Here is a 17,919-nt window from a genome sequence, read left to right as displayed (position 1 = left end):
CAGCAGATGTGCAATGTGCTACTGTGGCTCAGCTGGTAGAGCAGCTCACTCGTAATGAGCAGGTCGCCTGTTCGAATCAGGTCAGTAGCTCCAAAGAAAAACCCCCGAAAGTTGGCTTGTGAAGCCGGTTTTCGGGGGTTTTGTTTGTACGGAAAAGCAAAGCCGCCGCACCCTGCCCGGAAACTCCGGCAGCAGAATGCGGCGGCGTATTGATCCAAAAAACTTACTTGGAGATCTTCTGGCCGACCCAGATGCAGATGCAGGCACCGATCACCGAAATGGCAAAGGAAGAAAAGCTGCCGGAGGCGTGGATGCCCAGCAGGCCGAACAAAAACTCGCCCACAAAGCTGCCCAGCACGCCCATCAGGATGTTGCGGCCAAGGGAAGTTTCCGTGCCCATAAAGCGCCCGGCCAGATATCCGGCCAGCGCACCCACCAGCACGCCCACAAAAAGGGAAGCCAGCACACCTACCAGCGTCAGCAGGCCGGTCAGGCAGCCCACCAGCACACATAGCAGGGCAATGATGAGCAAAATCGTTAAAGTGATCATAGTTTATACCTCCTTAAAAATTATGGCTCTGCCTGCTGCCCGGCGGCTTCGCGGGCGGTGCGGCAGATGTCTTTCAAACAGCATTTTTCGCATTCCGGCTTGCGGGCGTTGCACACCGCACGGCCATGCATCACAAAGCGGTGGCAAAGGTCGCTGCCTTCCTCCGGCGGGATGATCTTCCATAGCGCCATCTCCACCTTTTGCGGCTCCTTAATGCCGTCCACAAGGCCAATCTTATTGCACAGCCGGATGCAGTGGGTGTCGGTAACGATGGCGGGCTTGCCGAACACATCCCCCATGATGAGGTTTGCGCTCTTGCGCCCTACGCCGGGCAAAGCGAGCAACTCCTCAAAGGTATTGGGCACACGGCAGTCGTACTTGTCCCGCAGCATCCGCATACAAGCCGAGATATCCCGCGCCTTGGAGTGTCCCAGCCCGCAGGGCTTGACGATGGCTTCAATGTCCTCCGGCTCGGCGGCAGCCAACGCCGCCACGCTGGGGTATTTGGCAAACAACTCCTCCACCACAATGTTCACCCGGGCATCCGTGCACTGGGCGGCCAGCCGCACGCTGACCAGCAGCTGCCATGCGTGGTCGTAGTCCAAGGTGCAACCAGCATCCGGGTATTCGGCCTTGAGACGCCGGATGACCTCCAGCGCCAGCGCTTTTTTTGCGGTAAGATCCTCCGGGGCTTTTTTTCGTACCGGCATGGGACAAACCTCCTTTAAAAGGGAATACCTGAATCATACCATGTTTGACAGGATTTGTAAATGTTTGCAGGGCATTATCTGAGAATGATTTTCAGAAAAGGCCTTGTCCTCCTTTTCTAAATGCGCTATACTATATAAAAAGTGCCTTGCGGGCAGGAAAGGAGAAACCACCATGAATGAACCACTTGCGCAGCGCCTGCGTCCCAAAACGCTGGCGGATGTGTGCGGGCAGCAGCATCTGCTGGCTCCGGGGCGGGTGTTCCGCCGCACCATCGAGAGCGGGCGCATTCCCAACATGATCTTTTACGGCCCCTCCGGCACCGGAAAGACCACGGTGGCACGCATTATTGCCGAGAACAGCGGCATGACCCTGCACAAGCTCAACGGCACCTCCTGCGGCACCGGGGATATCAAGGCAGTGCTCAAGGATATCGGCACGCTGGCAGCGGCGGGCGGCATTCTGCTGTATCTGGACGAGATCCAGTATCTGAATAAAAAGCAGCAGCAGAGCCTTTTGGAATGTATCGAGGACGGCAGCGTCACCCTGATCGCCTCCACCACCGAGAACCCCTATTTCTACATCTATAACGCGCTGCTTTCCCGCTGCACGGTGTTTGAGTTCAAGCCCCTTGCCGCAGCGGACGTGGAGCGCGGGGTACGCAACGCCGTGCAGCGCCTTTCCGAAGGGGAACAGGTGCCGGTATGCATGGACGAGGACGCCTGCGCCTATCTGGCCGAAAGCGCCGGGGGCGATCTGCGCAAGGCACTGGGCTGTCTGGACTTTGCGGTCACGGCAGCGTCGGTGGAAAACGGAGAAAAACGCATTACCTTAGATATGATCCGGCAGGTCACCCGCCGCACCGCCATGCGCTACGACCGGGAGGGCGACGACCACTACGACATCGTGTCTGCCTACCAGAAGTCCATGCGCGGCTCCGACCCGGACGCGGCGCTGCACTATCTGGCACGTCTGCTGGAAGCAGGAGACCTGCCCTCTGCCTGCCGCCGGTTGATGGTGTGCGCCTGCGAGGATGTGGGGCTTGCCTATCCGCAGATCATCCCCATCGTCAAGGCGGCGGTGGATGCCGCCAACATGGTGGGTCTGCCGGAGGCGCGTCTGCCCCTTGCGGATGCAGTCATTCTGGTGGCCACCAGCCCCAAATCCAACAGCGCCCACGATGCCATCAACGCAGCCATTGCGGATGTACAGGCCGGGCGCACCGGGCCCATCCCGCGCCAGCTGCAAAACAAGCACTTTGACGGCGAGGATGCGCTGGTAAAGGGGCAGAACTACAAATACGCCCACAGCTACGCCAACCACTGGGTACAGCAGCAGTATCTGCCGGATGTGCTGAAGGATACCAAGTACTACACCTTTGGCGACAACAAGACCGAACAGGCCGCCCGGGCGTACTGGGCAAAGATCAAAGGGGAAGAAAACGTCTGAACCGTGTGAAAAAGGAGGATGGATATGCGTTACTCAAAACAGCGGGAGCTTGTCATGCAGACGGTGCAGCAGCTGTGCGACCACCCGACTGCGGAAGAAATCTACGATAAAGCCGCGCAGGAGTGCCCGAATCTGAGCCTTGGCACCGTATACCGCAACCTGAACAGTCTGGTGGAAGCCGGGCGGGTGCGCCGGGTGTCCATTCCCGGCAAGGCGGACCGCTTTGACCACACCCTGCCGTGGCACAGCCATTTGTACTGCACCGTCTGCGGCGGCGTCACCGATGCAGAGGTGGACGGAAAACAGGTGATGGAGCTGGTCAAAAACCAGAAGGGCAGGGTGCAGGATTGTGCCGTGGTGCTGCTGGGCGTGTGCGAAGAGTGCTGCCGCAGGCAGGATGCAGAGGCGGCAGCGGCTAAACAGGCATAAAATTTGCGTGTTTCCTCTTGCCCGCAGCGGCCAAACAGGGTATACTAAAGAGTGTCTTTTATAGAATGGCAGAAAATAGAGTTTCGCCGCACGGGGCTACCCTGCCCGGCGGAGAAGGATGGTTTGCTTGGAATACATTAACTTTGAACATAATACCGTTGCCGCCGAGCTGGTGCGGCAGACCTACGACACCCCGCCGCTGGCCTTTGTGCACAGCTACGGCTGTCAGCAGAACGTCAACGACGGCGAGCGCATTAAAGGCGTGCTGGTGGATATCGGCTACGGCCTGTGCGATAAGCCCGAGGATGCCGACCTGATCTTGTTCAACACCTGCGCCGTGCGTGAGCACGCCGAGCAGCGGGTGTTCGGCAACGTGGGCGCGCTGAAGGGCCTTAAGGAAAAAAAGCCCGGCCTCATCATCGGACTGTGCGGCTGCATGGCCAACCAGAAACACGTTGTGGAAAAGCTGCGCAAGAGCTACCCCTATGTGGATCTGGTGTTCGGCGTGGACGGCATCGACACCCTGCCGCAGCTGATCGCCCAGAAACTGCAAAAGCATAAGAGGGTGCTGCTGGACCCCGCACAGCGTCCGGTCATCGTGGAGAACATCCCCATCCGGCGCGAGAGCGAGTTCCGCGCATGGCTGCCCATCATGTACGGCTGCGATAACTTCTGCACCTACTGCATCGTGCCCTACGTCCGCGGCCGCGAGAAGAGCCGCAAGCCCGGCGATATCCTTGCCGAGTTCCGCGACCTTGTGGAAGCGGGCTATAAGGAGATCACCCTGCTGGGGCAGAACGTGAACAGCTACGGTAAGGGGCTGGAGGAGCAGATCGATTTCTCCGACCTGCTCAACCTGCTGTGCACCGTGCCCGGCGATTACCACATCCGCTTTATGACCAGCCACCCCAAGGACGCCAGCCATAAGCTCATTGATACCATCGCCGCCCAGCCGAAGCTGTGCAAGCACCTGCATCTGCCGGTGCAGTGTGGCTCCGACCGGCTTTTGCAGCAGATGAACCGCCACTATACGGTGGAACAGTATCTGGAGCTCATCGACTACGCCCGCAAGACCGTGCCCGGCATCACCTTCTCCAGCGATATCATCGTGGGTTTCCCCGGCGAGACCGAGGAGGACTTTGTAAAAACGCTGGAGCTGGTGCGCAAGGTGGGCTATATGCAGCTGTTCACCTTTATCTATTCCAAGCGCACCGGCACTAAGGCTGCCGAAATGCCGGACCCCACCCCCCGCAAGGAAAAGACCGACCGCATGACCCGCCTGCTGGCTACGCAGGACGAGATCGCCATGGCGCTGGTCAAGGCGCAGGTGGGGCAGACCGTCCGGGTATTGGTGGAAGGCTTCGGGCGTAATGAAGGCACCCTTTCCGGCCGGTTGGACAATAACCTGACCGTGGAGTTTGCCGCCGACCCGGCACTGCTGGGCAGCTACGCGACTGTACATCTTACCGGTGCCCGCGCCACCGTGCTGCTGGGCGAGCTGGAAGCATAAAAAAGTGATTCCGGGGCAAACTGCCCCAGAAAGAATAAAAACAACAAGGAGAACCCAATCATGGATTGCATTGATCTTTTCAAGCGTGCCGCTATGGCACTGCAGACCGACCCCCGCTACGTCATTCTGGATCAGGCCCGCAAGGCAAACGACAAGGATGAGGAACTGCAGAACCTGATCGGCGAGTTCAATCTGGCCCGCATGGACCTGAACAACGAGATCGGCAAGAACGAGCGCGATGACGCCCGCATCGCTGAACTGAACGAGAAGGTGAACAGCCTCTACGGCCAGATCATGGGCAACGAGGGCATGGTGGCATACAACGAGGCCAAGCGCGAGTGCGAGAACCTGGTCAACTATATCGACGCCATCATCAACACCGCCATGAACGGCGGCGACCCCATGACCGTGCAGGAGCCTTCTGCCTCCTGCACCGGCAGCTGTTCCACCTGCGGCGGCTGCCACTGAGCAAACTTTTTTGACCGGAACGCGGCTGTGCAACACAGACCGCGTTTTGTTTGCACCGGCGGTTACAGCCCGCAAACCGGCTGACGGAACCATACAAGGGAAAGAGGAAAAACCATGGCAGAGCTTTCGCCCATGATGCAGCAGTATCTTGAGATCAAAAATCAACACAAGGACGAAATTCTTTTTTACCGCATCGGCGATTTTTACGAGATGTTCTTCGACGATGCCGTCACGGCGTCCCGGGAGCTGGATCTTACCCTTACCGGCAAGCAGTGCGGCCTTGCGGAGCGCGCCCCTATGTGCGGCGTGCCCTTCCACAGCTACGAGGGCTATGTGGCGCGCCTGATCGCTAAGGGCTATAAGGTGGCCATCTGTGAGCAGGTAGAGGACCCCGCCAAGGCGAAAGGCCTTGTCAAGCGGGACATCATCCGGGTGGTCACCCCCGGTACGGTCATTGAAAGCAGCATGCTGCAGGACGACCGCAACAACTACATTGCCAGCCTGTACCTCAAGGGCAAAAAGGCGGGCCTGTGCTTTGCGGACGTTTCCACCGGTACGGCGCATATCACCGAACTGACGGCGGATAAGATCGCCCCGGCGGTCATTACCGAGCTGTGCCGCTACCACCCCAGCGAGGTGCTGCTGAACCCCGGCCTGCTGGACTGCCGCGAGGTGACCGCCTACATCAAAAAGAACATGAGCTGCTCGGTGGAACTGGTCGAGGACGAGCGCTATGCGCCGGGGCTGGTGGCTTCTGCACTGGAAGAACAGTTTGGCCGCGACTGGCCGCAGACCACCGGCATGGTCGCCGAGGGCCTTGTGCGCTTTGCCATGGCTGCGCTGCTGGAATACCTGCACGATACCCAGATCAAGGGTGTGGAGCGGTTAAAGAACGTCATTACTTACAACGAAGCCCAGTTCATGCGGCTTTCGCCTGTCACCCGGGCAAACCTTGAGCTGACCGAGACCCTGCGCGGGCGCGAAAAGCGCGGCACCCTGCTGTGGGTGCTGGATAAGACCAGCACCGCCATGGGTAAGCGGATGCTGCGCAGCTGGATCGAGCAGCCGCTTATTTCCAGCCAGCTCATCAACCACCGCCTGAACGCTGTGGAGGCGCTGGTGCGTCAGACTATGGTGCGCGGCGACCTGACCGAAGAATTGCACTACATCGCGGACATGGAGCGCCTGATGACCCGCACGGTGTACGGCTCTGCAACCCCCAAGGAGATCTACACCCTTGCCCAGACCTGCGATCGTCTGCCCGGCCTGCGCAAGCAGGCTGAGGGCTGCAGCTGCCCGGAGCTTGCCGAGCTGGCCGCAAGTATCGATCCGCTGGAGGATATCAAGGCGCGCATTTATGCCGCAGTAGACCCGGAGGCACCCTCCACCCTCAAGGATGGCGGCGTCATCGCCAAGGGTTACCATGCCGAGGTGGACGAGCTACGCTCCATCCGCGATAACACCAAGGGCGTGCTGGCGCAGCTGGAAGCCCGTCTGCGGCAGGAGACCGGCATCCCCAAGCTGAAAATAGGCTATAATCATGTGTTCGGCTACTTCATCGAGGTGAGCAACTCCTACAAAAACCTTGTGCCGGAGACTTACATCCGCAAGCAGACCCTCACCTCCGGCGAGCGTTACATCACGCAGGAGCTGAAGGAGCTGGAAAGCAAGATCCTTGGCGCGCACGAGCGGCTCATCTCGCTGGAGCGCCGCCTGTTTGATGAGTTGCTGGAGAGCATCGGTGCCCAACTGGACCGCATCCAGCGCACCGCCAACGCTATTGCACAGCTGGATGTGCTGGCTGCGCTGGCGCAGGTGGCTGCGGAAAACAACTACTGCCGCCCCGTGGTGGACGACAGCGATGTGCTGACCATCACCGAGGGGCGTCACCCGGTGGTGGAGCAGGTGCTCAAGGGCAGTATGTTCGTGCCCAACGATACCACCCTCAACTGCACCACCGACCGCTGCCTGATCATCACCGGCCCCAACATGGCGGGTAAATCTACCTATATGCGTCAGAATGCGCTGATTGCCCTGATGGCGCAGATCGGTTCCTTTGTACCGGCAGCCAGCTGTCATGTGGGCGTGGTGGACGCCATCTTCACCCGCATCGGTGCCTCGGACGACCTTGCCGCAGGTCAGTCTACCTTTATGGTGGAGATGACCGAGGTAGCGGAGATCCTGAAAAATGCCACTGCCAAAAGTCTTGTGGTGCTGGATGAGATCGGCCGCGGCACCTCCACCTTTGACGGCATGAGCATCGCCCGCGCCGTGGTGGAGCATATCGCAGACCCCGCCAAGGGGCTGGGCTGCAAGACCCTGTTCGCCACCCATTACCACGAGCTGACCGAGCTGGAAGGCACCGTAGAGGGCGTAAAAAACTACAATATTGCGGTCAAAAAGCGCGGCGAGGACATCACCTTCCTGCGGCGCATCGTGCGCGGCCCCGCCGACGACAGCTACGGCATCGAGGTGGCAAAGCTGGCCGGTCTGCCCGGCAGCGTGACCCGCCGCGCCCACGAAGTGCTGCGTACGCTGGAGGCCTCTGCGCCCAAAAACAAGGTAGAGCAGATGGATTTTGACGCCTTGCAGGAGTACAATTCCCCGGCAGTGCCCAGCGAAATGATGGAAAAACTGGAGGCTGTGGATGTGGAAACGCTTACTCCCATTGAAGCGCTGAACTTTTTGTACGAGCTGAAAAAGACCCTCAAGGGCAGCCTGAACGGCTGACCGCAAAAATCAACCACAGGGGAGGGAAAAGACCATGGCAGTCATCCATGTTCTGGATAAGCATACCGCGGAGCTGATCGCCGCCGGTGAGGTGGTGGAGCGCCCCGCATCGGTGGTCAAGGAGCTTTTGGAAAACTCCATCGACGCCGGTGCAACGCAGGTCACCGTAAGCATCGAGTCCGGCGGCGTAAAGCTGATCGAGATCAGCGATAACGGCACCGGTATTGATGCTGAGTATATCCCAACGGCTTTCATCCGCCACGCCACCAGCAAAATTGAAAAGCCGGATGACCTGAACAGCATCCACACACTGGGCTTCAGGGGTGAAGCACTGGCTTCCATTGCCAGCGTGGCGCGGGTAGAGCTGCTCACCCGCACCGAGGTGGACGAGTTTGCCACCTGCTACCGCATCTCCGGCGGTGAGGAGCAGGGCAGGGAGCCTGCCGCCCGTGCTGTGGGCACCACCATCCGGGTGCAGGACCTGTTCTACAACACCCCCGCCCGCATGAAGTTCCTCAAAAAGGACTCCAGCGAGGGCACCTTTGTGGCAGATAACGTGGGTCATGTGGCGCTCAGCCACCCGGAGGTCAGTGTCAAGTTCATCCGGGAAGGCAAGCTGCAATACGTCACCCCCGGCGATGGTCAGCTGCGCAGCGCCGCCTACGCGGTGCTGGGGCGGGAGTTCAGCCGCGACCTCATCGAGGTGCACTTCGAGGAAGGGCTGTACCGGGTTACCGGCTTGATCACCCCGCCCAAGAGCTGCCGCGCCAGCCGCAGTATGCAGCATTTCTACATCAATGGCCGCTATGTGCGCAACCGCACCATCATGGCGGGCATGGAGATGGCCTTTAAGGGAACGACCATGCAGGGCAAGTTCCCGGGCGGCATCTTGCTGCTGGAAATGCCCACCGACCTTGTGGACGTCAATGTCCACCCTGCAAAGATCGAAGCCCGCTTTGCCCGGGAAAATGACGTGTTCGATGTTGTTTACCATGCGGTCAAGCTGGCGCTGGCACAGCCCGGCACCGGGGAACGCCGCTTTACCTTTGAAGCGGACGAAAAAGAGAAAACTGAAAAAGAAAACGATACTCAGAGTGAAAATGCTGTAAAGAATAATCACTTTACAGGACTTTCCGCCGTCATTCCGGGTCAGGCAGACCCCGGCACGCTGCCCGCGCAGCGCTGGCAAGCCCCGCAGCCGCCGCGCCCTGCCGCTGCACCGGTGAAAACCCCGTCTTTTACGGCAGACACCCCGCCGGTACAGCCCGCACCGCCTGCCCGCGCGGCGGCTGTGCCTTCGTGGCGGCAGTCTGCCCCCGCAGAGGACATTCTGGACCCGGTGGTCACCCTCCACAGCCCGGAAAAAGCAGATGCAACAAAAGTCCAGACCGCACCGCAGCCCTTCCGGGCTGCTGCTGCTGAAACACAGCTGGATGTGCGCCCGGAGACGGACGCCGCAGCCGACCCGCCGCTGGATCATATGGCAGCATGGAACACCGTGCCTGCCGCCCCGGAGATCGAAGCTGCAACGGTGCCCTATCAGCCGGAGGAGCCGGTGCAGTCCGAGCAGCCGGAACAGCTGGGCTTTGATGTACCGCAGGGGGAAGAGCCGCTGCGGTATGTGGGCGAGGTTTTCCGCACCTATATTCTGGCGGAGCGGGGAGACGAGCTGTGTCTGATCGATAAGCACGCCGCCCACGAGCGTCAGCTGTACGAAAAGCTGGCCGCGAACTACGGCAACGTGCCCAGCCAGCTGTTGTTGCAGCCCGCCGCCATCGACCTCTCTGCAGAGGAAAAGCAGGCGCTGCTGGAAAATCAGCCCCTGCTGGAAAACGCCGGGCTGGATGTGGCGGACTTTGGCGGCAGTACGGTGCTATTGCGCGCTGTGCCTGCGGACGTAGAGCCGCAGAATGCCGAGGATCTATTGGTAGAGATCGCCGACCGCCTGCTCAAGGGCAGCCGGGACGCGCTGAACGAGCACACCGAGTGGGTGCTGCACTCCATCTCCTGCCGCGCCGCCATCAAGGCGGGGGATAAGTCCTCCCCGCAGGAGCTGATGGCACTGGCCGAGAAGATTCTCTCCGGCGAGGTGCCGCCCTTCTGCCCCCATGGCCGTCCCTGCGTGCTCAAGCTTACCCGAAAGGAGTTGGAAAAGCAGTTTGGACGCATCGTATAATGCAAAACCTGCCGTGGTGGCTGTGGTAGGCCCCACCGCCACCGGCAAGACCGCGCTGGGCGTTGCGCTGGCGCAGCAGTTCTCCGGCGAGGTCATCAGTGCCGACTCCATGCAGATCTACAAAGGTCTGGATGTGGGCACCGCTAAGGTCACCCCGCAGGAGACCTGCGGCATCCCGCACCACGGCGTGGACATCCTCACCCCGGAAAAGACCTTCAGCGTGGCGGATTTCACCGCGCTGGCAGGGGAGTATATCCAGGATATCACTGCCCGGGGGCATCTGCCGCTGCTGGTAGGCGGCACCGGACTGTATGTGCAGAGCCTTTTGTACGGGGTGCGCTTCACCGCCGAAAAAGCCCCGGATGGTCTGCGCGAGCAGCTGACCGCTGAACTGGAAGCCAACGGCCCGGAAGCCATGTACGCAAAACTGCAAGCCGTGGACCCGGAAGCCGCCGCTGCCATCCACCCCAATAATAAGGTACGGGTGCTGCGGGCGCTGGAACACTACCGCGCCACTGGCAAGCGTCTCAGCGAACAAAAGGCCGATTCGCTGCCGCCGGAGCGCCCCTACCGCAGCCTTGTGCTGGGGCTGGATTTCCCGGACCGCGCAGCGCTGTACCGCCGCATCGACCTGCGGGTGGACAAAATGCTGGAGGCCGGGCTTTTGGCCGAGGCAGAATACGTCTGGCATAACCGCGAAGCCTTCCGCACCGCCGCACAGGCCATCGGCTATAAAGATTTTTTTCCGTATTTCCAGCAGACCGCCACGCTTGAGGTCTGCACTGAAAAGCTCAAACAGGCCTCCCGCAACTACGCCAAGCGCCAGCTGACATGGTTCCGCCACATGGACGGGGTTACATGGCTGGACGCCGGGGCGGCGGACGTGCGACAGACCGCTTTGCGCCTGACCCAAGACTTTTTATTGAAAGGATGATCCTTATGCCGGAAACCCCTCAGGAACCGCGCCACAAGTTTTCTGCGCTTACCACGCTGGCGGCTGTGCTGGCCACCTTTTTGCTGGCGGCGGCAGCGTATGTCTGCTGGCAGGCGGCGCACATCCTTTTCCCCCAGAACGTCTACGAAACGGCGCTGCCCATCACCATCTCCGATACCATTGAAGCGGACGGCGTGCTGCTGTTTGACGAGACCTGCATTTCCGGCAGCGGCAATCTGGGTTACCTTGTTGCGGACGGCGAGCGGGTGTCGGCAGGCACTGCCGTTGCAGAGCTGTATACCGATGCCAATCAGGCGGTGCTGCGCCAGCAGCTGACCCAGCTCACCAGCCAGATTGACCTGTTGCAGCGCTCCCAGAACACCGCAGCCACCCAGCTGGACGGCTTGCTCAAGGAGCGCTCCGGTGCGCTGTATGACCTGCTGGACGCACTGGACACCGCCCAATACAGCGATGTGGACGAAAGCACCGATGCCTATTTGCTGGCGCAGAACAAGCTGTGGATCACCACCGGCGATACCGCCGGCTTTGCGGATCAGATCGCGCTGCTTGCCCAGCAGGCACAGACCGTGCAGGCACAGCTGGGCAACCCCACCCAGATCGCCGCCCCCACTACCGGCTACTTTGTCCGAGCTGCCAGCAGCGGACGGCTGAATGCCGGTGCTGCGGACATTCTGGCGCAGAGCCCGGAGCAGCTTAAAGCCTATCTGGACTCTGACCCCGAGATGCCGCTGGATGGCTGTGTAGGTAAGCTGGTGGCCGGGTTCAGCTGGCAGTACGCCGGGGTGTGCTCCGCAAAGCAGGCCGAAAAGCTGCTGGGCGCGGACGGTAAGCCCCTGCGCACGGCGGTGGAAATCAGCTTCCCCGGCCAGAGCGATGCTGCCTTGCGCGCCACTGTCGCCGAGGTGACCATTGATGCAGAGCAGGATATTGCCCGCTTTGTGCTGCAATGCAACTCCATCAACGGCGATGTGCTGTGCCTCAACCACGCCCGCGCACGCATCAGCACCGGCGAGAGCACCGGCCTGCGGGTTCCCGCCGCAGCGGTGCACTACCTCAAGGAGGACGGCACCGAGGCCGAGACGCAGGGCGAAAACTATATTCCCGGCGTGTACGTCAAGTACGGCAACATCGCCCGTTTCTGCAAGATTGACCCGGTGGATGCCGACCATCCGCTGATCTCGGAAGACGATTACATCCTTGTTTTGCCCAAGGGAACGGACGGTTCTGTCAGTCAGGTAAGGCTTTATGACGAAATAATCGTCTCCGGACAAAATTTATATGACGGAAAACTTTTGTAGTTATTGACATCTGCTGAAAAAAATCAGATAATAGTAAAAGCTATTTGCATTCTTTTTGCAAAGAACGCCAGGCAGCCGGGCGCTGCCCGAATGAAAGGAGCAGATAATTATGTCTTTGCTGGATAGCATTAAGAAGGGCCTGATGGGCGAAGGGGACGAGTACGAGGACCAGTACATCGATGACGGCCCCCAGATGGTGAACAACAACAGCGGCGTTGGCATCGGGATGGACGAAGAGACCGAGGAGCCTGCCGAGGGCACCAGCAAGAAGAACAAGGTGGTCAACATCCATGCCACCACCCAGCTCAAGGTGGTTCTGGTCAAGCCCGAGCGGTTCGAGGATGCCAGCACCATTGCCGACCATCTGAACAACAAGCGTACCGTGGTGCTGAACCTGGAGTCCACCAACAAGGAGGTCTCCCGCCGTCTGGTAGACTTTTTGTCCGGCGTGGCCTATGCCAACAACGGCCAGATCAAGCGCGTAGCCAACAGCACCTTTATCATTACCCCGTACAACGTAGATATCATGGGCGATCTGCTGGACGAGCTGGAGAACAATGGCGCATTCTATTGATCCGGCAACCGGTGCGGTGCGGGGTTTTGTGCCCGCCCGCAATGATGAGGAACGCTACCTTATGCGGCATATCGAGGATCTTGCCGATGCGGCTTTTTCCCGCGGCATAGCCCGGTGCTCTGCATTCCTCAGCGACCGGGAACAGGATCTTGCCCGGGCGGCACTGGGGCGTGCCGGTGTGCGGGACGGCTGGCGTTTTGACGGCGGCTGGCCCGAAGCCGAGCGCCGGGTGCTTTGTCTGGAACCGGAGTACAGCTACGGCGAGTGTCCGGTGCGCTGCGTACAGCTGCAGTGCCGGGCGCTGCCCGGTGCGGCGCTTCCGGCGCACAAGGACTATCTGGGCAGCCTGATGGGGCTTGCCCTCAAGCGCGAAGCACTGGGCGATATCCTGCTGCCCGCCGATGCGCCGGGCACAGCCTATGTGTTCGCGCTGGAGCCGGCGGCAAAGCTTATCTGCCGGGAGCTGTGCCAGGCGGGGCGCACCGAGGTGTCCACCCGTCTTTTGGAGCCGGAAGAGATCCCGGCTTTCCCGGCGCCGGAGCGGCAGCTGCTCACTGCCACCGTGTCCTCCCTGCGGCTGGACGCGGTGCTTTCTGCCATGCTGCACGTCAGCCGCGGTACTGCTGCGGAGCTGATCGAAGCGGGCAGGGTAGAGATCAACCATCTGCCGGTAGAAAAGCCCCATGCCCCCGTATACGAGCAGGATGTGTTCACCGTGCGCGGCAAGGGCCGCTTCCGGCTGACCGCATTGCCCGGGAAAAGTAAAAAAGATCGTTCGATCATTGAGTTCTTTCAATATTAAAAGCTATGGGAGGAAATGACTATGCTGACTCCGCAGGATGTCCGCTCTGTACAATTTGAAAAAAACCTCCGCGGCTACCGTACAGAGGACGTGGACCGTTTTCTGGACAAGGTCGAGGAGCAGCTGCAGCAGAACGATGCGCAGGCAGAGCAGCTGCGCAAGCAGATCGCAGATCTGACCGCAGAGAACCAGAAGCTCAAGGGCGAGCTGCAAAGCTTTGAGGCTGACGGCGATATGCTCAAGAGTGCGCTGATCAATGCTCAGCGCATGGGCGAAAACGTGATCCGCGAAGCAAACCAGAAGGCTGAGGAGATCATCCACCGCGCAAATCTGCGGGGCGACGATATCATCCGCGATGCCAACGAGCTGCTGCAAAAGGCAAGCGACCGCGCAGACGAGATCGAGAACGAAGCTAATGAGAAGCGTATGGCGGAGGAACGGGAGTACGACCGCGTCCGTCTGGAGGTCACACGCTTCAAGGCCGATGTGCTCAATTTGTACCGCAGCCATGTGGAGTCTTTGAGCCGTCTGCCGGAGTTCCAGAAGGAAACCAAGGAAGCTGCACAGGACGCCCCCGCACAGGACGCAGAGCCTGCGCAGGAGACTGCCGCAGAGCAGCCCGCCGCACAGCCTGATGCTGCCCCCGCAGCCGACGCTGCAGCAGCTCCGGCCGAGCAACCTGCCGAAATGACCGAAACCACCGAACCTGCCGCCCCTGCCGATGACGACAAGGCGGCTGACAGCAGCGAGGATTTCTGGGCAAAGGACGAAAGCCAGCTCAAGCTGGACCCGCCTCCTGCTGATATGAAGCCGGACGAGCCGGACTACGACGCTTTTCAGGGCGTAAAGTTCAGCGAGTAAGGCACCCAACGCAAAAATAGAGGAGAGTGTAAACCATTGGCTAAGAACAAATCGCAGTACGACAGCACGTTGAATCTGCCCAAGACCCTGTTTGAGATGCGCGCCGGTCTGCCCAAAAAGGAACCGGTCATGCTCAAAGACTGGGACGACAACGACCTGTACAACCAGCTCATGAAGCACAACGAGGGCAAGCCCCAGTTCATTCTGCACGACGGCCCTCCGTATGCAAACGGCAACATCCACATGGGCACCGCCCTGAACAAGATCATCAAGGATATCATCATCCGCGAAAAGAACATGGAGGGCTATCAGGCTCCCTATGTGCCCGGCTTTGATACCCACGGCCTGCCCATTGAGCTGAAGGCTCTGTCCTCGGTGGGTGACAAGAAGAAGGACATCTCCAAGCTGGAGCTGCGTCAGATCTGTGAAAAGTTTGCCACTGAGCATATCGACATCATGAGCGACCAGTTCAAGCGTCTGGGCGTTATCGGTGACTTCGAGCACCCCTACCTGACCCTGAAGCCTGAGTTTGAAGCGCGTCAGATCGAGATCTTTGGCGAGATGGCCAAGAAGGGCTACATCTACAAGGGCCTCAAGCCCGTGTACTGGTGCCCGGACTGCCGCACCGCGCTGGCAGAAGCCGAGATCGAGTACGGTGAGGACGACTGCGATTCTATCTTTGTGCGCTTCCACGTCTCGCAGGATCCCAACGGTGTGCTGGCAAAGTACGGCATCCCCATGGATAAGACCTACTTCGTCATCTGGACCACCACCACCTGGACCCTGCCCGCCAACGAGGCTATCTGCCTGAACGGTCAGTTCGAGTATTCCTTCGTCAAGATCGGCGAGGAGTACCACATCATGGCCACCGAGCTGGTCAAGAGCGTCATGGACGCCTGCCACATCGAGAACTACGAGATCGTGGGCGAGCCTGTTTCCGGCGCTGAGTTCGAGCTGATGCGCTACAACCACGTCTACCTGCCCAAGGAGGGCTGGGTCATTCTGGGCGACCACGTCACGCTGGAAAGCGGTTCCGGCTGCGTGCACACCGCAGGCGGCCACGGCGTGGACGACTTCAACGTCTGCCAGAAGTATCCGCAGGTGCCCATCACGGTGCCCGTGGATGACGGCGGTTATCTGACCGAGCTGGCCGGCAAGTACGCTGGTCAGCGCGTGTGGGCAGCCAACAAGACCATTCTGGCCGACCTGACTGCTTCCGGCGCTGTGATGGGTCAGGTGCACATCAAGCACCAGTACCCCCACTGCTGGCGCTGCCATCATCCCATCATCTTCCGCGCTACCGAGCAGTGGTTCTGCTCCATTGCCAAGTTCCGCGAGGACGTGTACAAGGCAATTGATACCGTCACCTGGATGCCGGATTGGGGCCATGACCGCATGACCGGCATGGTGCGCGACCGTAACGACTGGTGCATCAGCCGCCAGCGCACTTGGGGCGTGCCTATCCCCGCCTTCTACTGCAAGAAGTGCGGCACCTACCACATCACCGATGCTACCATCAAGGCTGTCAGCGCCCTGTTCCGCAAGGAAGGCTCTGACGCATGGTATAAGTACGATGCCGAGCAGATCATCCCCGCAGGCGAAGTGTGCGAGAAGTGCGGCGCTTCCGAGTGGGAGAAGGACACCGACATCATGGACGTCTGGTTTGACTCCGGCTCCACCCATGCTGCCGTGCTGGATGAGCGTCCCGAGCTGCGTTTCCCCGCCGATATGTATATGGAAGGCGGCGACCAGTTCCGCGGCTGGTTCCAGTCCAGCCTGCTGACCAGCGTTGCAAGCAAGGGCTGCGCACCCTATAAGTCCGTGCTGTGCCACGGCTGGGTGGTGGACGAGCAGGGCAAGCAGATGCACAAGAGCGCCGGTAACGGCGTGGAGCCCAGCGAGATCATCAAGGACTACGGCGCAGACATCATCCGTCTGTGGGTGGCTTCTTCCGACTACACCGTGGACGTGCGCGCCGGTAAGAACATCTTCAAGCAGCTCAGCGAGGCTTACCGTAAGATCCGCAACACCGCCCGCTTTATTCTGGGCAATCTGGACGGCTTTGACCCCAACACCGATTGTGTGGCAGACGACCAGCTGCAGGATATCGACCGCTGGGCACTGGCTGCGCTGGATGACCTGATCGTCAACACCAACGCAGGCTACGCTGTGTACGACTTCAATAAGGTCTACCACGCTGTGTACAACTTCTGCGTGGTGGCCATGTCCAACTTCTATCTGGACGTCACCAAGGATCGTCTGTACTGCACCAACGGCACCGCCCGCAAGGCCGCCCAGACCACTATGTACAAGATCCTTGTTGCGCTGGACAAGATCATTGCCCCCATCCTGTGCTTCACCAGTCAGGAGATCTGGGACTTCATGCCCAAGACCGAGGGCATGAACAAGTATGTGGTGTTCGAGCAGATGCCCAAGGCTGGCCAGTACGCCGCCGACGATGCCTTCAAGGCAAAGTGGGCACAGCTGATCGCTGTGCGCGACGAGGTCAAGAAGGTGCTGGAGCAGGCCCGTGCTGAAAAGCTCATTGGTGCTTCTCTGGAGGCCTCCGTCACCCTGTACTGCAGCGATGCCGTCTATGACCTGCTGAACAGCATCCCCATGGACGAGCTGGCCGACCTGATGATCGTCTCCCATGTGGAGCTGGTCAAGGGCGAGGGCGGCGCTGCCAGCGCTGTCGAGGGCTTGGGCGTTGCAGCTGCACACGCCACCGGCGACAAGTGCGAGCGCTGCTGGAAGTACTCTGCTTCCATCGGCAGCCACCCCGCACACCCCACCCTGTGCGCACGCTGCGCCAGCGTTGTGGAAGCATAAGCGTCCCGCATCAATACAAATCTGTTTTGTAAAAAGGGCGGCGCTCCCTTGAACGGGGAGCGCCGTTTTTTATAACAGAAACGAGGTAGCTAATGGCATTTGTACTCTTCAATCTGGCGGCTGTGGCGGCACTGGTCGGCATCGACCAGCTGATCAAACTGTGGGCGGTGCAGGTTTTGCAGCCGGTAGGCGCTATGCCGCTCATCCCCCATGTGGTGGAGCTGCGGTTTGTGCTCAATCAGGGCATGGCCTTCAGCCTGCTCAGCGGCAAGCAGCTGTTCCTGATCATCGCCACAAGCGCGGCGCTGCTGGCGGTCGCCTATGGCCTGTTTTTCCGCAGCCGCGGCAAGCGCCTGCAGCAGGCAGCGCTGGTGCTGGTGCTGGGCGGCGGCATCGGCAACCTGATCGACCGTGTGCTCAACGGCGAGGTGGTGGATTACATCAACCTGCTGTTCATGCGCTTTGCCGTGTTCAATTTTGCAGATATCTGCGTTTGCGTGGGCGTGGCACTGTGGGTGCTGGTGATCTTTTTGGACGAAGTGCACGCCGATGACGCCGCTTCCAAGGAGCAGTAAAT

15 protein-coding genes and 1 tRNA gene are annotated in these 17,919 nt (G+C 60.0%); 14 read left to right on the top strand and 2 right to left on the bottom strand.

Features of this window, described 5'->3' with window-relative positions; genetic code table 11:
• The first annotated feature begins 17 nt into the window (after window positions 1-17).
• Window positions 18-93, top strand: a tRNA-Thr gene (locus MTP43_RS07915).
• Window positions 94-223: 130 nt separating this feature from the next.
• On the opposite strand, the gene MTP43_RS07910 is transcribed toward MTP43_RS07915, so the two are convergent.
• Both MTP43_RS07910 and MTP43_RS07905 read right to left on the bottom strand, forming a co-directional pair.
• Window positions 224-550 carry a GlsB/YeaQ/YmgE family stress response membrane protein gene (locus MTP43_RS07910; protein WP_005925570.1) on the bottom strand — a complete coding sequence of 109 codons (327 nt, stop codon included), beginning with the start codon at window positions 548-550 and terminating at the stop codon, window positions 224-226.
• Between the two features lie 20 nt (window positions 551-570).
• Window positions 571-1,260 (bottom strand): endonuclease III domain-containing protein, encoded by a 690-nt coding sequence (locus tag MTP43_RS07905; RefSeq protein ID WP_015538565.1) that lies wholly within the window; start codon window positions 1,258-1,260, stop codon window positions 571-573.
• A gap of 172 nt (window positions 1,261-1,432) precedes the next feature.
• Between MTP43_RS07905 and MTP43_RS07900 the strand changes: the two genes are divergently transcribed.
• The 13 genes from MTP43_RS07900 to lspA all read left to right on the top strand — a co-directional run bounded on the left by MTP43_RS07900 (window position 1,433) and on the right by lspA (window position 17,917).
• Window positions 1,433-2,707 (top strand): replication-associated recombination protein A, encoded by a 1,275-nt coding sequence (locus tag MTP43_RS07900; protein WP_249234728.1) that lies wholly within the window; start codon window positions 1,433-1,435, stop codon window positions 2,705-2,707.
• Window positions 2,708-2,731: 24 nt separating this feature from the next.
• The gene (locus tag MTP43_RS07895) at window positions 2,732-3,136 is read left to right on the top strand and encodes a Fur family transcriptional regulator (protein WP_015538563.1); all 405 of its coding nucleotides are present in this window, start codon (window positions 2,732-2,734) and stop codon (window positions 3,134-3,136) included.
• A gap of 118 nt (window positions 3,137-3,254) precedes the next feature.
• The gene (miaB, locus tag MTP43_RS07890; protein ID WP_113621094.1) at window positions 3,255-4,646 is read left to right on the top strand and encodes a tRNA (N6-isopentenyl adenosine(37)-C2)-methylthiotransferase MiaB; all 1,392 of its coding nucleotides are present in this window, start codon (window positions 3,255-3,257) and stop codon (window positions 4,644-4,646) included.
• A 60-nt stretch (window positions 4,647-4,706) separates the two neighbouring features.
• Entirely contained in the window at window positions 4,707-5,114 is a 408-nt protein-coding gene (locus MTP43_RS07885) for a YlbF family regulator (RefSeq protein WP_005925591.1), read from the top strand.
• 114 nt (window positions 5,115-5,228) lie between these two features.
• A complete protein-coding gene (gene mutS / locus MTP43_RS07880; protein WP_249234727.1) occupies window positions 5,229-7,844 on the top strand; it encodes a DNA mismatch repair protein MutS in 2,616 nt (871 codons plus the stop codon).
• Between the two features lie 34 nt (window positions 7,845-7,878).
• Complete coding sequence (gene mutL, locus MTP43_RS07875) at window positions 7,879-10,020, top strand: DNA mismatch repair endonuclease MutL (protein ID WP_015538561.1); 2,142 nt, start codon at window positions 7,879-7,881, stop codon at window positions 10,018-10,020.
• A gap of 13 nt (window positions 10,021-10,033) precedes the next feature.
• Window positions 10,034-10,954: a tRNA (adenosine(37)-N6)-dimethylallyltransferase MiaA gene (miaA, locus tag MTP43_RS07870; RefSeq protein ID WP_113621666.1), complete on the top strand. Its 921-nt coding sequence runs from the start codon at window positions 10,034-10,036 to the stop codon at window positions 10,952-10,954.
• Between the two features lie 5 nt (window positions 10,955-10,959).
• Window positions 10,960-12,273: an HlyD family efflux transporter periplasmic adaptor subunit gene (locus MTP43_RS07865; protein ID WP_238057102.1), complete on the top strand. Its 1,314-nt coding sequence runs from the start codon at window positions 10,960-10,962 to the stop codon at window positions 12,271-12,273.
• Window positions 12,274-12,382: 109 nt separating this feature from the next.
• Window positions 12,383-12,847: a cell division protein SepF gene (locus MTP43_RS07860; RefSeq protein WP_005925611.1), complete on the top strand. Its 465-nt coding sequence runs from the start codon at window positions 12,383-12,385 to the stop codon at window positions 12,845-12,847.
• On the top strand, window positions 12,831-13,649 hold the full coding sequence (locus MTP43_RS07855; RefSeq protein ID WP_113621092.1) for a YlmH family RNA-binding protein: 819 nt from the start codon (window positions 12,831-12,833) through the stop codon (window positions 13,647-13,649). The genes MTP43_RS07860 and MTP43_RS07855 overlap by 17 nt, the downstream gene beginning before the upstream one ends.
• A gap of 15 nt (window positions 13,650-13,664) precedes the next feature.
• Complete coding sequence (locus MTP43_RS07850) at window positions 13,665-14,510, top strand: DivIVA domain-containing protein (protein ID WP_249234726.1); 846 nt, start codon at window positions 13,665-13,667, stop codon at window positions 14,508-14,510.
• A 36-nt stretch (window positions 14,511-14,546) separates the two neighbouring features.
• Window positions 14,547-17,342 carry an isoleucine--tRNA ligase gene (gene ileS, locus MTP43_RS07845; protein ID WP_330221009.1) on the top strand — a complete coding sequence of 932 codons (2,796 nt, stop codon included), beginning with the start codon at window positions 14,547-14,549 and terminating at the stop codon, window positions 17,340-17,342.
• Between the two features lie 92 nt (window positions 17,343-17,434).
• Window positions 17,435-17,917, top strand: coding sequence for a signal peptidase II (lspA, locus tag MTP43_RS07840; protein ID WP_015538557.1), 483 nt, complete (start codon window positions 17,435-17,437; stop codon window positions 17,915-17,917).
• The last annotated feature ends 2 nt before the right edge of the window (window positions 17,918-17,919 follow it).

Origin of the sequence: Faecalibacterium sp. IP-1-18 (genome assembly GCF_023347355.1) — a bacterium.
Classification (GTDB): domain Bacteria; phylum Bacillota; class Clostridia; order Oscillospirales; family Ruminococcaceae; genus Faecalibacterium; species Faecalibacterium prausnitzii.
The sequence above is the reverse complement of the archived record's forward strand: the minus strand, read 5'-3'. Positions and strand labels throughout refer to the sequence as shown.

Excerpts from the sequence above, each read along its gene's own strand:
- MTP43_RS07860 (WP_005925611.1), top strand. The coding sequence starts at position 12,383 with ATGTCTTTGCTGGATAGCATTAAGAAGGGCCTGATGGGCGAAGGGGAC.
- MTP43_RS07895 (WP_015538563.1), top strand. The coding sequence starts at position 2,732 with ATGCGTTACTCAAAACAGCGGGAGCTTGTCATGCAGACGGTGCAGCAG.
- lspA (WP_015538557.1), top strand. The coding sequence starts at position 17,435 with ATGGCATTTGTACTCTTCAATCTGGCGGCTGTGGCGGCACTGGTCGGC.
- MTP43_RS07900 (WP_249234728.1), top strand. The coding sequence starts at position 1,433 with ATGAATGAACCACTTGCGCAGCGCCTGCGTCCCAAAACGCTGGCGGAT.
- MTP43_RS07865 (WP_238057102.1), top strand. The coding sequence starts at position 10,960 with ATGCCGGAAACCCCTCAGGAACCGCGCCACAAGTTTTCTGCGCTTACC.
- MTP43_RS07855 (WP_113621092.1), top strand. The coding sequence starts at position 12,831 with ATGGCGCATTCTATTGATCCGGCAACCGGTGCGGTGCGGGGTTTTGTG.
- mutL (WP_015538561.1), top strand. The coding sequence starts at position 7,879 with ATGGCAGTCATCCATGTTCTGGATAAGCATACCGCGGAGCTGATCGCC.
- miaB (WP_113621094.1), top strand. The coding sequence starts at position 3,255 with ATGGTTTGCTTGGAATACATTAACTTTGAACATAATACCGTTGCCGCC.
- MTP43_RS07885 (WP_005925591.1), top strand. The coding sequence starts at position 4,707 with ATGGATTGCATTGATCTTTTCAAGCGTGCCGCTATGGCACTGCAGACC.
- MTP43_RS07850 (WP_249234726.1), top strand. The coding sequence starts at position 13,665 with ATGACTATGCTGACTCCGCAGGATGTCCGCTCTGTACAATTTGAAAAA.
- MTP43_RS07905 (WP_015538565.1), bottom strand. The coding sequence starts at position 1,260 with ATGCCGGTACGAAAAAAAGCCCCGGAGGATCTTACCGCAAAAAAAGCG.
- mutS (WP_249234727.1), top strand. The coding sequence starts at position 5,229 with ATGGCAGAGCTTTCGCCCATGATGCAGCAGTATCTTGAGATCAAAAAT.
- MTP43_RS07910 (WP_005925570.1), bottom strand. The coding sequence starts at position 550 with ATGATCACTTTAACGATTTTGCTCATCATTGCCCTGCTATGTGTGCTG.